Source organism: Salipiger sp. PrR007 (genome assembly GCF_010499845.1).
Lineage (GTDB): Bacteria > Pseudomonadota > Alphaproteobacteria > Rhodobacterales > Rhodobacteraceae > Salipiger > Salipiger pacificus_A.
Map to the genome: position 1 here is coordinate 49,241 of NZ_JAAGOZ010000013.1, position 15,101 is coordinate 64,341.

Annotated in this window: 13 protein-coding genes; 1 reads left to right on the forward strand and 12 read right to left on the reverse strand. The window is 66.5% G+C overall.

The annotated features are described in order from the left end of the window. Positions 1-58: 58 nt before the first annotated feature. The 8 genes from G0Q01_RS04830 to chvE form a co-directional block, all read right to left on the reverse strand. Entirely contained in the window at positions 59-1,015 is a 957-nt protein-coding gene (locus tag G0Q01_RS04830; RefSeq protein WP_164193733.1) for a TAXI family TRAP transporter solute-binding subunit, read from the reverse strand. Positions 1,016-1,165: 150 nt separating this feature from the next. Then, complete coding sequence (locus G0Q01_RS04835; protein WP_164193736.1) at positions 1,166-2,212, reverse strand: aldose epimerase family protein; 1,047 nt, start codon at positions 2,210-2,212, stop codon at positions 1,166-1,168. Next, positions 2,199-3,134, reverse strand: coding sequence for a Gfo/Idh/MocA family protein (locus tag G0Q01_RS04840; protein WP_164193739.1), 936 nt, complete (start codon positions 3,132-3,134; stop codon positions 2,199-2,201). Before G0Q01_RS04840 ends, G0Q01_RS04835 begins: the two co-directional genes overlap by 14 nt. Then, entirely contained in the window at positions 3,134-4,009 is an 876-nt protein-coding gene (locus G0Q01_RS04845) for an SMP-30/gluconolactonase/LRE family protein (protein ID WP_164193743.1), read from the reverse strand. Before G0Q01_RS04845 ends, G0Q01_RS04840 begins: the two co-directional genes overlap by 1 nt. Then, positions 4,009-5,760, reverse strand: coding sequence for an L-arabinonate dehydratase (araD, locus tag G0Q01_RS04850; RefSeq protein WP_164193747.1), 1,752 nt, complete (start codon positions 5,758-5,760; stop codon positions 4,009-4,011). The genes G0Q01_RS04845 and araD overlap by 1 nt, the downstream gene beginning before the upstream one ends. A gap of 42 nt (positions 5,761-5,802) precedes the next feature. Then, positions 5,803-7,041 (reverse strand): multiple monosaccharide ABC transporter permease, encoded by a 1,239-nt coding sequence (gene mmsB / locus G0Q01_RS04855; RefSeq protein WP_108968236.1) that lies wholly within the window; start codon positions 7,039-7,041, stop codon positions 5,803-5,805. Positions 7,042-7,054: 13 nt separating this feature from the next. Then, on the reverse strand, positions 7,055-8,572 hold the full coding sequence (gene mmsA / locus G0Q01_RS04860) for a multiple monosaccharide ABC transporter ATP-binding protein (protein WP_164193751.1): 1,518 nt from the start codon (positions 8,570-8,572) through the stop codon (positions 7,055-7,057). 99 nt (positions 8,573-8,671) lie between these two features. Next, positions 8,672-9,736, reverse strand: coding sequence for a multiple monosaccharide ABC transporter substrate-binding protein (gene chvE, locus G0Q01_RS04865; protein WP_164193756.1), 1,065 nt, complete (start codon positions 9,734-9,736; stop codon positions 8,672-8,674). A gap of 134 nt (positions 9,737-9,870) precedes the next feature. On the opposite strand from chvE, the gene G0Q01_RS04870 reads away from it, so the two are divergent. After that, the gene (locus G0Q01_RS04870; protein ID WP_108968230.1) at positions 9,871-10,800 is read left to right on the forward strand and encodes a LysR family transcriptional regulator; all 930 of its coding nucleotides are present in this window, start codon (positions 9,871-9,873) and stop codon (positions 10,798-10,800) included. A 38-nt stretch (positions 10,801-10,838) separates the two neighbouring features. Here the strand turns inward: G0Q01_RS04870 and G0Q01_RS04875 are convergent, their stop codons facing one another. The 4 genes from G0Q01_RS04875 to G0Q01_RS04890 are packed head-to-tail and all read right to left on the reverse strand — an operon-like array spanning position 10,839 to position 15,098. Continuing rightward, positions 10,839-11,567 (reverse strand): FadR/GntR family transcriptional regulator, encoded by a 729-nt coding sequence (locus tag G0Q01_RS04875; RefSeq protein WP_164193759.1) that lies wholly within the window; start codon positions 11,565-11,567, stop codon positions 10,839-10,841. Next, a complete protein-coding gene (gene yjfF, locus G0Q01_RS04880; RefSeq protein WP_108968226.1) occupies positions 11,564-12,556 on the reverse strand; it encodes a galactofuranose ABC transporter, permease protein YjfF in 993 nt (330 codons plus the stop codon). The genes G0Q01_RS04875 and yjfF overlap by 4 nt, the downstream gene beginning before the upstream one ends. Further along, positions 12,553-13,599: an ABC transporter permease gene (locus G0Q01_RS04885; RefSeq protein WP_108968224.1), complete on the reverse strand. Its 1,047-nt coding sequence runs from the start codon at positions 13,597-13,599 to the stop codon at positions 12,553-12,555. The genes yjfF and G0Q01_RS04885 overlap by 4 nt, the downstream gene beginning before the upstream one ends. Further along, positions 13,596-15,098 carry a sugar ABC transporter ATP-binding protein gene (locus G0Q01_RS04890; RefSeq protein WP_235939638.1) on the reverse strand — a complete coding sequence of 501 codons (1,503 nt, stop codon included), beginning with the start codon at positions 15,096-15,098 and terminating at the stop codon, positions 13,596-13,598. The genes G0Q01_RS04885 and G0Q01_RS04890 overlap by 4 nt, the downstream gene beginning before the upstream one ends. Positions 15,099-15,101 lie beyond the last annotated feature (3 nt).

Sequence of the window (15,101 nt, forward strand, 5' to 3'; positions counted from 1 at the left end):
TCAATGAGCGCGGGCCGGGCAGAACTGCCCGGCCCGCCTGCCTTGTCTTTCCGCCGGGTTACTTCTGCGCGTCGCTCAGCGCAATGCCCGCTTCCTCGTAATAGCGCACCGCGCCGGGGTGCAGCTTGCCGGTCACGTTCTCGAGCAGCGCCGCATCGACGCCGGTCCACCAGGGCGATTCCTCGCCCATGCGCGCCTTTTCCTCCCAGAAGGTCTTGGTGAGCTGGTAGGCGGTCTCGTCATCCATCTTGGTGGTGGTGTAGGTCACCACCGGCAGCGAAGTGGTGACGATGTCCGCGTCCTGACCGGCATAGGTGCCCGCCGGGATCACCAGCTTGGCGCGGCCGGTTTGCGCGACCTGCTCATCGGTCAGCGACAGCACGGTCACATCGGTCGAGGCGGCGGCCTCGACGACGTTCGGCGCCGGAAAGCTGCCCGCGGTGACGAACCCGTCGATCTGGCCGTTCTTCAGCGCCGGCACGGCGTTCGACAGCTCGACATCGGCGATCTTAACCTTGCCGTCGAGGCCGAAGAGACCGAGGTATTTCTCGCCCTCTGTTGCGCCGAAGCTGCCCTTGCCGAGCAGGATGTTCTTGCCGTCCATGCCGGCGAAATCGGTGACGCCGCTGGCCTTGGACATGACGAAATGCATGGTAAGCGAGGGCAGCGGGAAGAGCGCGCGGATCTCGCCGAAGGCGGGGGTCTCCTTGCCCTCGAAGGCGCCCTTGCCATCACGGGCCGCCGCGACCAGCGCGGGCGGCGAGGTGAAGACGTAGTCGCCGCCGCGGGCGCGCACTTCCATCACGTTCTGCTGGCTGCCCTGGCTTTCCTCGACGGTGACGATCACGCCGCCATCGGTGCCCGCCTTCATCGCCTCGGCGATCTGCACGCTCATCTGGTAATAGGAGGAGCCCGACTTCGCCGCCTTCAGCGTGACCCGGGTTTCCGCCTGCGCCGGCACAGCTGCCAGCAATGCAAGCCCTGCCGCCAGTGCGGCCTTGCCAAGAAAGTTCATTTGTCCAGCTCCTCCAAAAGCTTCGCGTGACATAGACACCGCGTGTCCCGTCGGGTCAAGCAGATGCCTTGCGCGGGCTGCGCCCCCGTCCGGGCGCCCCCCAGCGCGAGGATGGCACAGCTCACGGGGCTCTTGCGAGGGGCTCCCGCCTCAGCGGATGCCGAAGGTAAAGCTCATCTCGGCACGGCGGGTCTCGCCCGGGCGCAGCACGGGACTCTGCGCGCCCCAGCTCTCGGGCATGTTGATCGCGTCGGGCCAGATCTGCGGCTCGAGGCAGATGGCGTCATGCTTGCGCGCGGCGTAGCCACCCTTGCCCGGCACCGAGCCGTCGAGGAAGTTGCTGGTATAGACCTGCAGCCCCGGCAGGTTGGTGGTCATCCGCATCAGCCGTCCGCTGGCGGCATCGTGCAGCTCGATCTCTCCGGGATCGAGGCAAAGGCAATGGTCATAGCCATCCAGGGCCCCCGAGCGCACCGCGGTCAGCGGCTGCCGCCCCTCGCGGAAGTCGAAGGGGCTGGCACCGACCGGTGCGACGCCGGAGGGGATGAGCGCCTCATCCACTGTCAGGTAGCGCGAGGCGGGCACCTTCAGCCGGTACTCGAGCGCCGAGCGCGGGCGGTCCGGCAGCGCCGAGAGCCCGGCCAGAGCGAAGAAGCTGTGGTTGGTCATCGAAACAATGGTCGGCGCCTCGGTCTCCGCCTCGTAGGTGATGCCGAGGCAGGGGCCGGCAGGCGTCTCGCGCAGCGTGTAGGTCGCGCGGGCTGTCAGCGTGCCGGGAAACCCCTGGTCCCCCGCCTGGCTCACCATCTCGAGCGTCACCGAACCGTCGCCCATCTCGGCCACTGCCCAGTTGCGCCGATCGAACCCGTCGGGCCCGCCGTGCAGCGTGGTCTCTCCCTCGTTCTGCGCCAGCTGGTAGCTGTGCCCGTCAAGTTCGAACCGGCCACCGGCGATGCGGTTCGCCACCCGTCCCACCGAGGCGCCGAAGAACATGCGGTTGTCGAGATAGCCCTGCAGGTCGTCGAACCCGAGGACGATGTCGTCCAGCCGGCCCTCGCGGTCGGGCACATGCAGCGATTTCAGCGTCGCGCCGTAGGTCAGCACCTCGGCACGCGCCGCGCCCGCGCGCAGCACAATGCGCTCGACCGGGGTACTCGAGCGGACGTGGCCGAAGGAATGGCGCTCAGGGATCGTCATGGAAGGCCTCGACACGGGTCTGGGCGCCCAGCAGGAAGGCATCGGCCACCAGCTGCAGCGGCGCGAGGTCGACATCGGACTGCCCCGCCGCGATCAACTCGGCGAACCGGGCGTAGAGACGTCGGTACTCGCGGTCCTCGGCCGAGATCCGCGCCTCGCCGCCGACGAAGAGCTTCGCCCCGCCCTCGCGCAGCAGCACGTCGGGGCCGTCGGTTTCCACGAGGATGTCCCAGGTCTGCGGGCCCGTCTGACGCCAGTCGAACTCGGCCGCGATTGGCGCGCCGGAGGCGGTTTCCATCTCGAGCTTCGCGGCGATGGGGGCCTGCTTGTTCTCGGGAACGTCGAGCTGCGCGGAAACGGGGTGCACCGGCTCGGGCAGAATGCGCGTGAGGATCGACAGCGCGTTGATGCCCGGATCGAACACGCCAAGCCCGCCCGGCTGCCAGATCCATTCCTGCCCCGGGTGCCAGTGGCGCACGTCTTCCTTCCAGGTGATCGTCGCCCGCTTGACCGTGGCCCCGGCCAGCAGATCCCGCGCGTCTTCGACCGCCGCCGCCTCGCGCGAGTGCCAGGTGGCAAAGAGCGTCACGCCCTTGTCGCGCGCGAGCCGGGCCAGCCCCTCGACCTCCGAGACGCTCGCGCCCGGCGGTTTTTCCAGCATCACGTGCTTGCCCGCATGGATCGCCGCCGCGGCCTGGGCGAAACGGCCCTGCGGCGGGGTACAGAGCGACACGGCCTGCAGTCCCGGCGCCTTGGCGATCATCTCTTCGATGTCGTGAAAAGAGGGCAGCGTGTCATGCCCGGCATGGCGACTGGCGATGGCGGCCAGCTTCAGCGTCGGCACATCCTCGAGCGAGGGCAGGTGCTGGTTGCGCGCAATGGTGCCGAGGCCGACAAGGCCAAGCTGGATCGGATCGCTCATCAGGCGTCTCCCGTGTCGAGGATGAAGGCGGGTTCCGCCCTGCCCTGCCCTGCGCCGAGCTCGGCAAAGACCGCGCCGGAGTGCGGCGCCTCTGCCAGCGCCTCGCGGCCGAGGCCCTGCGTCGCGCTGGTGCAGTAGAGCGTGGCGAAATCGGGCCCGCCGAAGGCCGGACAGGTGCTGTGCGGCGCGGCGAGCTCGTGGCGCGCGCCGAGCTTGCCATCCGGCGATATCTCGATCACCGCGCCCTCCCCCCAGAGCGCCAGCCAAAGATTACCGGCCGCATCGGTCACCGCGCCATCGGGCCTGAGCCCGGTATGGCTGAAGTCGACGAAGACCTCGGGCGCTTCGCTGGGCCAGCCCGCCTCGTCCAGCGCCACGCGGAAGAGCAGCTGCGCATGGGTGTCGGCGAAGTAGCCGCAGCCGCGCGCCGCATCGAAGCAGAGGGCGTTAGGGATCGAGATGCCGTCGGCAATCTTGCGCAGGGCTCCGCCATAGTGGCGGTAGATCGTCCCGGCGTGGGGTTCGGCCTGCTTGCCCATGGTGCCGATCCAAAAGCCGCCCCAGGGATCCGCCCGCCCGTCGTTCGAGCGGGTCACCTGGTTGTCCTTCTCGAGATCCGCGAGATGCCCGAAGACCCCGGTGGTCAGGTCATACGTCCAGAGCCCGGTCTCGGAGGCGATCAGAAGCCGGTCGCGGTCGATCCAGGCCGCCGCCGAGCACATCTCGGTAAGCGGCACGGCGCGGGTGTGCCCCGAGGCCGGGTGGTGCGACAGCAGGCGCCTGCCGATGATGTCGAACCAGAAAAGTTCCTCGCGCAGGGGATGCCAGAGCACCCCCTCGCCAAGCGCGCAAATCCGGGCGTCGAAGACCTCCATCAGTGGCTGTCCTTGCCCACGTCGTTGCCGCGGCAGCCCTTGAGGAAGTCGAGATCGGCACCGGTGTCGGCGCCCTCGACGTGGCTCTGGTGCAGCCAGGCGTAGCCGCTGCCCGGCAGGTCATGCGTCGGCTGCCATGCGGCAAGCCGCGCCTCCAGCTCCGCCTCCGGGATATCGAGGTGCAGCAGGCGGCTTTCGACGTCGAGCTCGATCATGTCGCCGTTCTTAACCACCGCCAGCGGCCCGCCCGCGGCCGCCTCGGGCGAGGTGTGCAGGATCACCGTGCCATAGGCGGTGCCCGACATGCGCGCATCCGAGATGCGGATCATGTCGGTGATGCCCTTCTTCAGAACCTTCGGCGGCAAGCCCATGTTGCCGACCTCGGCCATGCCCGGGTAGCCCTTTGGCCCGCAGTTCTTCAGCACCATGATGCAGGTCTCGTCGATGTCGAGCGCGTCATCATTGATCTTAGCCTTGTAGTCGTCGATGTCCTCGAAGACCACGGCGCGACCCTTGTGCTTGAGCAGATGCTCCGAGGCCGCCGAGGGCTTCAGCACCGCGCCCTTGGGCGCGAGGTTGCCGCGCAGCACGGCGATGCCGCCCTGCTGGGTCAGCGCCTTTTCGAGCGGCAGGATGACGTCCTCGTTGTGGTTCACCACGTCCTTGACCTCATCCCAGATGCTGAGCCCCGAGACCGTCAGCGCATCCTTGTGCAACTGGCCGCTTTCGCCGAGGCGCTTCAGCACCACCGGCAGGCCGCCCGCGTAGAAGAATTCCTCCATGAGGTATTTGCCCGAGGGCATCAGGTTGACGATGGTCGCCACGTCGCGGCCGCAGCGGTCCCAGTCGTCCAGCGTCAAGTCGATGCCGACCCGGCCCGCCAGCGCCAACATGTGAATCACCGCATTGGTCGATCCGCCGATCGCGCCATTGGTGCGGATGGCGTTCTCGAAGGCTTCCTTGGTCAGGATGTCCGACGGCTTCAGATCGTCCTTCACCATCTGCACGATGCGCCGGCCCGAAAGCTGCGCCATGACGCGGCGGCGGCTGTCCACCGCCGGGATCGCGGCGTTGCCCGAAAGCGCCATGCCGAGCGCCTCGGCCATCGACGCCATCGACGATGCCGTACCCATTGTGTTGCAGGTGCCCGAGGAGCGGGACATGGATTGCTCCGCCTCGAGGAACTCCTCCTGCGTCATCTCGCCGGCCTTCACCATCTCGGAGAATTTCCAAAGGTGCGTGCCGGAACCGACGCGCTCGCCCTGGAAATAGCCGTTCAGCATCGGCCCGCCGGTGACTACAATCGACGGCACGTCGCAGGAGGCGGCAGCCATCATCAGCGAGGGCGTGGTCTTGTCGCAGCCCACCATCAGCACCGCGCCGTCGATCGGCTGGCCGCGCAGCGTTTCCTCGATGGCCAGCGCAGCGAGGTTGCGGAACATCATCGCCGTCGGGCGGAAGGTGTTTTCCGACGCCGAGAAGACCGGCACCTCGACCGGGAAGCCGCCGGCCTCCCAGACGCCGGCCTTCACCTTCTCCGCCAGCTCGCGCAGGTGGCCGTTGCAGGGGGTGAGATCGGACCAAGTGTTGAGGATGCCGATGATCGGCCGCCCGTCGAACAGGTCGTGCGGGTAGCCCTGGTTCTTCAGCCAGCCGCGGTGATAGATCGTGTCGCGCGAGTTGCCCGAGTACCAATGGGTCGAGCGCAGCTTGCGCGGCCAGGGGGCGGGAGTGAAATCCTTGGCGGACATGGGTGCCTCCGGTGCGGCTTGTATTGGGGCTGAGCGCGCGGCTCAGCCCTGTTTGGATTTGTTGTAGACGTCGAAGATCACGGCGGCGAGCAGCACCAGGCCCTTGATCATCTGCTGGTAGTCGATGCCGATGCCCATGATCGACATGCCGTTGTTCATCACGCCCATGATAAAGGCGCCGACCACCGCGCCGACGATCTTGCCCGAGCCGCCCGCCATGGACGCGCCGCCGATGAAGACCGCCGCGATCACGTCGAGCTCCATGCCGAAACCGGCCTTGGGGGTCGCGGTGTTGAGCCGTGCGGCAAACACCAGGCCCGCCAGCGCCGCCAGCACGCCCATGTTGACGAAGGCGAGGAAGGTCAGCCGCTCGGTCTTGATGCCCGAGAGCTTGGCCGCCTTGCGGTTGCCGCCAAGCGCGTAGATGCGGCGGCCGATCACGGTTTTCTGGGTGATGAAGGCGTAGATGATGATCAGCACGCCCATGGTGACCAACACGTTGGGCAGGCCGCGGAAGGTGGCGATCTTGAAGGTCAGGAACAGCAGCGCGCCGCAGACGATGGCATTGCGCACCCAGAAGAAGTTCGCGGGCTCGCCCTCGATGCCATAGGCCTTGTCACGGGCACGTTCGCGCAGGCCGAGCCAGACGATGGCGACGGCGGCGATGATGCCAACGCCCATTGCGAGCAGGTTGAAGTTGCGCGATCCGGCGATCTCGGCCAATCCGGCGGTCATCTCGCGCGGGAAGAGGTCCGGCACGAAGCCGGTCGAGAGCATCTGGAAGCCCGGCGGGAACGGCCCCACCGACTGCCCCTGCAGCAGCCAGAGCGAGGCGCCGCGGAACACCAGCATCCCGGCCAGTGTCACGATGAAGGACGGAATCGACCAATAGGCCACCCAATAGCCCTGCGCCGCGCCGATGAGGCCGCCGACGACGAGACAGGCGAGGATGGTCAGCGGCACGGGCCAGCCCCAGTGCACGATCATCACCGCCGCCAGCGCGCCGATGAAGCCGAGCACCGATCCGACCGAGAGGTCGATGTTGCCCGAGACGATGACGATGAGCATCCCCAGCGCCATGATGATGACGTAGCTGTTCTGCAGGAACAGGTTGGTGATGTTCACCGGGCGCATCAGCGTGCCGCCGGTCACCGCCTGGAAGAACACCATGATGGCGATGAGCGCGAAAAGCAGGCCGTATTCACGCATGTGGTTGCGCAGGTAGTGCTTCAGGCCCTGGCCTTCGGACTGCCCTGCGGTTTCTGCCGTTTGAGTGGACATGTCCCCTCCCCTCTCACTCGCTGACGATGAGCGACATGATGCGCTCCTGGCTGGCTTCCTCGGCAGAGAGTTCCCCGACGAAAGCGCCTTCGTTCATGACATAGATACGGTCGCACATGCCCAAGAGTTCGGGCATCTCCGACGAGATCATCACCACGGCTTTGCCTTCGGCAGAGAGCTCGTTGATGATCGAATAGATTTCGTATTTCGCGCCGACGTCGATGCCGCGCGTGGGTTCGTCGAGGATCAGCACCTCGGGCTCGGTGAACAGCCACTTGGCCAGCACCACCTTCTGCTGGTTGCCGCCCGACAGGTTACCGACTTTCTGCATGACCGTCGGTGTGCGCGTGGCCAGCGCCTTGCGGTAGCGCTCTGCCACTTCGGTTTCCTCGGCCTCGTTCAGCACGCCCTTCTCGGACACGCCGTTCAGGTTGGACAGCGTGGTGTTGAAGCGGATGCTCTCATCGAGGATCAGTCCCAGCGACTTGCGGTCCTCGGTGACGTAGGCGAGCCCGTTCTCGATGGCCCGGTCCACCTTCGACACGTCGATCGGCTTGCCGTGCAGCGAGACTTCGCCCGAGATGTTCCGCCCCCAGCTCTGGCCAAAGATCGACATGGCAAGCTCGGTGCGGCCCGACCCCATGACGCCGGCGATGCCGACGACCTCGCCGGCCCGGACGTTGAAGTTGATGTTCTTGATGACCTGCCGTTCGGCGTGCTCGGGGTGCCAGACGTTCCAGTCTTTCACCGCCATCACTACCTCACCGGCGCGCCGGGTGCGGTCCGGGTAGCGCTGCGACATGTCGCGGCCCACCATGTCGCGGACGATGCGGTCTTCCGAGAGCCCTTGCGAGGCGTCGAGCTCCGAGACCGCCATGCCGTCTCGGATCACGGTCACCGTGTCGGCGACGTAGCGCACCTCGTTGAGCTTGTGGGAAATGATGATGCAGGTCACGCCCTGCGCCTTCAGCTCGAGCATGAGGTCGAGCAGCTTGCGGCTGTCGTTCTCCTGCAGCGCCGCCGTCGGCTCGTCGAGGATCAGCAGCTTCACGTCCTTGCTGAGCGCCTTGGCGATCTCGACCAGCTGCTGCTTGCCCACCCCGATGCTGTCGACCAGCGTGCCCGGCGCGTCGCGCAGCCCGACCTTGGCCAGCAGCTCCTCGGTGCGGCGGAAGGTTTCCTGCCACTGGATCACGCCACCGGTCTGCCGCTCGTTGCCGAGAAAGATGTTCTCGGCGATCGAGAGTTGCGGCACCAGCGCGAGTTCCTGGTGAATGATGACGATGCCCTTGTCCTCGCTGTCGCGCAGCGTCTTGAACTCGGCGAGCCCGCCATCGTAGTGGATTTCCCCGTCGTAGCTGCCCACGGGATAGACCCCGGAGAGCACCTTCATCAGGGTCGACTTGCCGGCACCGTTCTCGCCGCAGATCGCGTGGATCTCGCCTTCGCGGACCTGAAGGTTCACCTGGTCGAGCGCTTTCACACCAGGGAATTCCTTGGTGATACCGCGCATCTCGAGCAGAAGAGTCATGACCCGTACCTGCCTTGTATGAAGTGAAGGTCGGGGAAGGCCCAAAGGCCTCCCCCTGTTCGGCGCCCCGGGAGCAAATGGGGCGCTCGGGAGGAGTGCTTACTTGATCTGGTCTTCGGTGTAGTAACCAGAGCCGACCAGGACCTCTTCCCAGTTCGAGGCGTCCACCGGAACCGGCTCGAGCAGGTAGGACGGGACGACCTTCACGCCGTTGTCATAGGTCTCGGTGTCGTTGATCTCGGGCTCGGAGCCTTCCATCACCGCGTTGACCATGCCGACGGTGACGCGCGCCAGCTCTCGGGTGTCCTTGAAGATGGTCGAGTACTGCTCGCCGGCGAGGATCGATTTCACCGACTGCACTTCGGCGTCCTGTCCGGTGACGATCGGCATCTTCAGATCGCCCGAGCCGTAGCCGACGCCCTTGAGCGACGAGAGGATGCCGATGGACAGGCCATCGTAGGGAGCGAGCACGCCGTGCACGTCCTTGTCGGTGTAGTTGGCCGACAGGATGTTATCCATGCGCGCCTGCGCCACCGCGCCGTCCCAGCGCAGCGTGCCGACCTTGTCCATGCCCATCTGGCCGGACTGCACGACGATGTCGCCGCTGTCGATCATCGGCTGCAGCACCGACATGGCGCCGTCGTAGAAGAAGTAAGCGTTGTTGTCGTCCGGCGAGCCGCCGAAGAGTTCCACGTTCCACGGCTTGCTGTCGGGGAAGCGCTCTTCGAGCCCCTCAACCAGCGAAGTTGCCTGCTGCACGCCGACCTTGAAGTTGTCGAAGGTGGCATAATAGTCGACGTCGCCGCTGTCACGGATGAGGCGGTCATAGGCCACGATACGCACGCCCGAGGCGGCGGCATTGGCCAGCGCGTTCGACAGGGTGGTGCCGTCGATGGCGGCGATCACCAGCACGTCTACGCCCTTGGTCACCATGTTCTCGATCTGCGCGAGCTGGTTGGGGATGTCATCCTCTGCGTACTGCAGGTCGGTCTCGTAGCCGGCTTCTTCCAGCTGCTTGACCATGTTGTTGCCGTCGTCGATCCAGCGCGCCGAGCTCTTGGTCGGCATGGCGATGCCCACGGTGCCCTTGTCCTGGGCGAAGGCGGCGCTGGAAAGCGCAACGAGGCTTACCGCGAGCGCACCCGCGAGTTTCGTCAGTTTCATCGGTATCCTCCCGTTGAGGGGGCGTCTCCCGCACCCCGCTGTTCCCCTGTGGGGACGCCAAAAGTCCTACTTAATGGTGACATACCGAACAAATACCATTATCCGTCATCTGCATAACTGGATCGGTATGTGTTATGTCCGAGCTGCTGAGAAACCTGCGCCCCGCGCAAATCCGCCTGATCGCCGCGATTGCCGAACACGGGCAGCTGCAGGTTGCCGCCACCGCCTGCCGGATGACCCAGCCCGGCGCCTCGCGGATGCTGGCGGAACTGGAGCGTGCCATCGGTGCCCGGCTGTTCCAGCGCACCCCCAAGGGAATGGAGCCCACACCCACCGGCGCGCTCCTCGCCCAGCATGCGCGGCGCATCGAGCATGACCTGCGCCGCATGGCCGAGGATTTCGACGATCTGCATTCCGGCCTCGGCGGCGCGGTGCGGGTTGGCGCGGTGACAGGCCCGGCGCTCGGTCAGCTGGTGCCGCAGGTGCAGCGCCTCAAGGCCCTGTCGAGCTCGGTGGATGTCTCTATCGAGGTCGCCCCCTCGGTGGCGCTGGTGCAGGCGCTTGAGCGCGGCGAGCTCGATTTCGCCCTCGCTCGCCTGCCACCACAGGTCAACGAGCGAGAGTTCATCCTTGAACCGGCTCGGGACGAGATCGTGCAACTCTTGGTACGCGAGGGACACCCGATGCTCGGGCGCAGCCCAGTGGCCATCGCCGACCTGCACGGCACCCGCTGGATCCTGCAGCAGCGCGGCGCGCCGATCCGCGCGGCGATCGAGACCGCCTTTCACGACGAGGGAATGACCGCCCCGCCGGACGTGATCACCACCTCTTCGCTGCTGGCGATCATCGCGCTGCTCAAGGACTCCGATGCCGTCGCCCCGATGTCGCAGGAGGTGATCGACCTGATGCTGGAGCCGCCGGTCTCGGCCGAACTGCGGCGACTGCAGCTGAACCGGCTGGTGACGGTGGAACCCTACCTGATCATCCAGGCGCGCGGACGGCACATCTCGAAGGCCGCGGAGCGGTTGCTCGGCATGGTGCAGGAGAGCATTCGGAGTTTCTGAGGCTGGTCCCGGTTCCGGGAAAATTTCCCGGGCATGTTTCAGCTTGCCCGGCGCACGTCGCCGGAGGGCGCGTCCATCACCACCTTCTCCATGCAGGCGCGCGCCCGGTCGGGCGCCCCGGCGCGGATCGCATCGACGATGGCGCGGTGCTTGTCGACGCTGCGCGCAAGGTCGCAGGGATCGCGCGCTTCCTCGGCCTCGGCGATGAGCTGCGAGTAAAGCGCCGCCTGTACCAGATCCCCCAGCGATTGCAGGAAGCGGTTGTCGGAGAGATGCAGGATGAGCTTGTGGAATTCGAGGTCGGCCATGGCAAAGGCGGTGCGGCTCGGGGCCTGTGCCAGCGCCTCGCAGCTCGCCTCGAGACGCGCATGTTCTGCCGGTCCCGCCCGCTCGGCCACAAGCGCCGCCGCCGAGGGCTCGATGATCAGCCGGATCTCGTTGAGGTCGGCCACGAAGCGCCCCGGCGTCTTCTGCTCGGAATGCCAGCGCAGCACGTCCGGATCGAACATGTTCCATTCGGACGAGGGCTGCACCCGCGTGCCGACTTTCGCCTTCGAGGCCAGCATGCCCTTCGCGATCAGCGTCTTCTTGGCCTCGCGGATGACCGTGCGCGAGACGCCGAACATCTCTTCGAGATCCGGGTCGAGCGGGATCATCGCCCGCTCGGGGTATTCCCCCGCGACGATGGCCAGCCCCAGCTGGTCCACCACGTGGGTGGTATGGCTCTGGGCGCGGTCCGAGAACCCGCCGCCCGCCGTCAATGTCATGATCGCGCGTCTGATGCGGTCAGATGCCTTATGCGCGCCGTCGTTGCCCAACCCAAACCCTTTTGCAGCATGATGAAGGCGAAGAGCAGGCCCCCGATCACGATCTTCGTCCACCAGCTCGAAAGCGTGCCGTCAAAGACGATGTACGTCTGTATCAGCCCCATGATCAGAATGCCAAAGAAAGTGCCCGCGACAAATCCGCTGCCACCGCTCAGCAGCGTGCCCCCGATGACCACCGCGGCGATGGCGTCGAGCTCGACGCCGACGGTCGCCAGCGAATAGCCTGCAGAGGTGTAGAGCGTGTAGACGATCCCCGCGAGCCCGGCCAGACCGCCCGAGACGGCGTAGATGCCGATGGTGGTCCGCGCGCGGGGCACGCCCATGAGCTGCGCCGTCTGCGCCGAGCCGCCGATGGCATAGACGTTCTGGCCAAACCTTGTCCGGTGCAGCACGATCATCGCCGCCAGATAGGTCAGCAGCATGAGCCCGCCGGTCAGCCGGAAGCGGCCGCCGCCCGCTGCCTTCCAGTAGAGCGACTGCAGCCAGTCGTAAAACTCGTGGGTGATCGGCACCGACTCGGTCGACAGCACGTAGGCCAGCCCGCGCATCAGGAACATGCCCGCCAGCGTGACGATGAAGGGCGGCATCTCGAGATAATGGATGATCCCGCCCATGGCCGCGCCGAAGCCGGTGGTGATCAGCAGCACCAGCGCGAAGGCGACCAGCGGGTGGATCGAGGTGTCGCGCAGGATCACCGCAAGGAAGACTCCGGTGAAGGCAATCACCGAGCCGACCGAGAGGTCGATCCCGCCCGAGAGGATCACAAAGGTCATGCCGACCGCGGTGATGCCGAGGAAGGCGTTGTCGGTCAGCAGGTTGGCGACCACCCGCGTCGAGGCCATCGCCGGGTACTGCGCGGCGCAGAGCACGAAGGCCAGCACGAAGGTCGCGAGCGTGATGTAGAGCGGAAGCTTGGTGGACTGGCTCATGACTGGCCCTCCTCCTGGGGGGTCCGGGGCGCGGGCTTGGGCCGCTCCCGCAGCACCGGCCCGGTCGAAGCGCGCAGCAGATAGAGGCTGTGGCGGACCCGCGGGCTCTGGATGACGAGGATGGCGATGATGATCAGCGCCTTGATGACGAGGTTGAATTCGACCGGCATGCCCGAGAGCAGGATCAGCGAGTTCACCCCTTGGATGATCAGCGCACCGAGCAATGATGCGGTGATCGAGAAGCGCCCGCCGAGCAGCGAGTTCCCCCCGATCACCACGGCGAGGATCGCGTCAAGCTCCATCCAGAGCCCGGCGTTGTTGGCATCCGCGCCCTTGATGTCTGCGGCGACGATGACACCGGCGAGGGCGGCGCAAAGGCCGGAGACAAGGTAAACCGCGATCAGCAGCACCCGGGCGTTGATCCCGGCGAGGCGCGAGGAGGTCTCGTTGATCCCCACCGCCTCGATCAGCAGGCCGAGCGCGGTGCGGCGGATCACCAGACCGACCGCGCAGGCCACGGCGATCCACAGCCAGATCGGTGTCGGCACGGCGGCGATGGTGCCCGCGCCGAGCCGGATCAGCCCGGGGTCGTTGAAGGTGAGGATCGCGCCCTCGGTCAGAAGTTGCGCGATGCCGCGCCCGGCGACCATCAGCACCAGCGTGGCAACGATGGGCTGAATGCGGAAGATCGCCACCAGAAGTCCGTTCCAGAGCCCGCAGGCCGCGCCCGCCGTCAGCGCCAGCAGCACCGCCAGCGTCCAATGCGCGCCGCCCACCACGGCGGAGGCTGCGACAGCCCCGGCGATGGCCATCACGGCCCCGACCGACAGATCGATCCCGCGCGTGGCGATGACCAGCGTCATGCCGGTTGCCAGCAGCGCCGTCGGCGCGCCGCGGTTGAGAACGTCGATAAGGTTGCCGAAGAGCCGCCCGTGCTGGAACTCGATGTTGAAGAACCCCGGGAAGACCAGGAAGTTGGCCGCCAGCACCAGAGCGAGGATGATGATCTGCGGCATGACCCGTTTCAGCGTGGATTTGATCATGCCGCGTCCTCCGCCGCGATGGCCTCGACGATGGATTTGGTCGAGATCTCCTGGCCCGTGAGTTCCCCCACCTGCCGCCGGTCGCGCAGCACGACGATGCGCGAAGAATAAGCCACCAACTCCTCCATTTCCGACGAGGCGACGATCAGCGCCATGCCCTTCTCGCGCAGGTCCTCGATGAGGGCGATGATCTCGGCGTGCGCACCGACATCGATGCCGCGTGTGGGCTCGTCGAGGATCAGTAGCTCGGGCTCGGTCGCCAGCCAGCGCGCAAGAAGCGCCTTTTGCTGGTTGCCGCCCGACAGCAGCCGGATCGGCATGTCGAGCGAGGCAAGGCGGATATCCAGCGCCTTCACGTAGTGCTGGGCGATCTCCTCGGCCTTGGCGCGGGGAATGGGACGGTGCCAACCCTGCCGGGCCTGCAACGACAGGATGATGTTCTCGCGCACCGACAGATCGCCGACGATGCCGTCGGTCTTGCGGTCCTCGGGGCAGAGCGCGAAGCGGTGACGGATCGCCTCGCGCGGGTTGGTGATGCGCAGCGGCTGGCCGCGCAGCTCGGCCTTGCCCTGATCCGCCGCGACCACTCCGAAGACCACGTTTGCGGTCTCGCTCCGGCCCGAACCGAGCAACCCGGCAAGGCCGACAACCTCGCCCTCGCGGATCTCCATGTCGAACGGCTCGATGCTGCCGCGCTTGCCGTATCCCTTGAGCGAGAGCAGCACGTCGCCCGGCTCGGAATGGGCGCGATGATGGGTCGCCGCCTCGAGCTGGCGGCCGAGCATCAGGGTGACGATCTCGGTCTGGCTCACCTCGGCGAGCCGCCGCGTGCCCACGACACGGCCGTTGCGCAAGATCGTGGCGCGGTCCGAGATGGCGAAAACCTGGTCAAGAAAATGGGTGATGAAGACAATGGCGAGCCCCCTGCCCTTCAGCCTCTCGATCACGGAGAAGAGCAACTGCACCTCGTCGTGGTCGAGGCTGGCCGTCGGCTCGTCGAGGATCAGCACCTTGCCGGAAAGCTCGACGGCCCGGGCGATGGCGACGATCTGCTGGATGGCGATGGAATAGCTGTCGAGCAGTCGGCTTGGGTCGATGTCGAGCCCGTAGTCGCGCAGGATCTCGCGTGACTCGTCCCGCATCCTGCGGTGATCGACCATGCCCCAGCGCATCGGCTGCCGGCCAAGAAAGAGGTTCTCGGCGACCGTCAGGTTGGGCAGCAGGTTCACCTCCTGATACACTGTTCCGATGCCGAGCGCCTGGCTGTCCAGAGGATCGCGCGGATCGATCTCGGCCCCGGAAAGCTCGATGGTGCCGCCGTCACGGGTGTAGGCACCGGTGAGGCACTTGATCAGCGTCGATTTCCCCGCGCCGTTCTCGCCCAGAAGCGCGTGCACCTCGCCGGGATAGAGCGCCAGCTCGACGTCATCGAGCGCGATGGCGCCCGGAAAGAATTTGCTGATGCCGCGCGCATGCAGCACCGGTTCTGGCATGGCCATCCC

Excerpts from the sequence above, each read along its gene's own strand:
- G0Q01_RS04830 (WP_164193733.1), bottom strand. The coding sequence starts at position 1,015 with ATGAACTTTCTTGGCAAGGCCGCACTGGCGGCAGGGCTTGCATTGCTG.
- G0Q01_RS04835 (WP_164193736.1), bottom strand. The coding sequence starts at position 2,212 with ATGACGATCCCTGAGCGCCATTCCTTCGGCCACGTCCGCTCGAGTACC.
- G0Q01_RS04840 (WP_164193739.1), bottom strand. The coding sequence starts at position 3,134 with ATGAGCGATCCGATCCAGCTTGGCCTTGTCGGCCTCGGCACCATTGCG.
- G0Q01_RS04845 (WP_164193743.1), bottom strand. The coding sequence starts at position 4,009 with ATGGAGGTCTTCGACGCCCGGATTTGCGCGCTTGGCGAGGGGGTGCTC.
- araD (WP_164193747.1), bottom strand. The coding sequence starts at position 5,760 with ATGTCCGCCAAGGATTTCACTCCCGCCCCCTGGCCGCGCAAGCTGCGC.
- mmsB (WP_108968236.1), bottom strand. The coding sequence starts at position 7,041 with ATGTCCACTCAAACGGCAGAAACCGCAGGGCAGTCCGAAGGCCAGGGC.
- mmsA (WP_164193751.1), bottom strand. The coding sequence starts at position 8,572 with ATGACTCTTCTGCTCGAGATGCGCGGTATCACCAAGGAATTCCCTGGT.
- chvE (WP_164193756.1), bottom strand. The coding sequence starts at position 9,736 with ATGAAACTGACGAAACTCGCGGGTGCGCTCGCGGTAAGCCTCGTTGCG.
- G0Q01_RS04870 (WP_108968230.1), top strand. The coding sequence starts at position 9,871 with ATGTCCGAGCTGCTGAGAAACCTGCGCCCCGCGCAAATCCGCCTGATC.
- G0Q01_RS04875 (WP_164193759.1), bottom strand. The coding sequence starts at position 11,567 with ATGACATTGACGGCGGGCGGCGGGTTCTCGGACCGCGCCCAGAGCCAT.
- yjfF (WP_108968226.1), bottom strand. The coding sequence starts at position 12,556 with ATGAGCCAGTCCACCAAGCTTCCGCTCTACATCACGCTCGCGACCTTC.
- G0Q01_RS04885 (WP_108968224.1), bottom strand. The coding sequence starts at position 13,599 with ATGATCAAATCCACGCTGAAACGGGTCATGCCGCAGATCATCATCCTC.
- G0Q01_RS04890 (WP_235939638.1), bottom strand. The coding sequence starts at position 15,098 with ATGGCCATGCCAGAACCGGTGCTGCATGCGCGCGGCATCAGCAAATTC.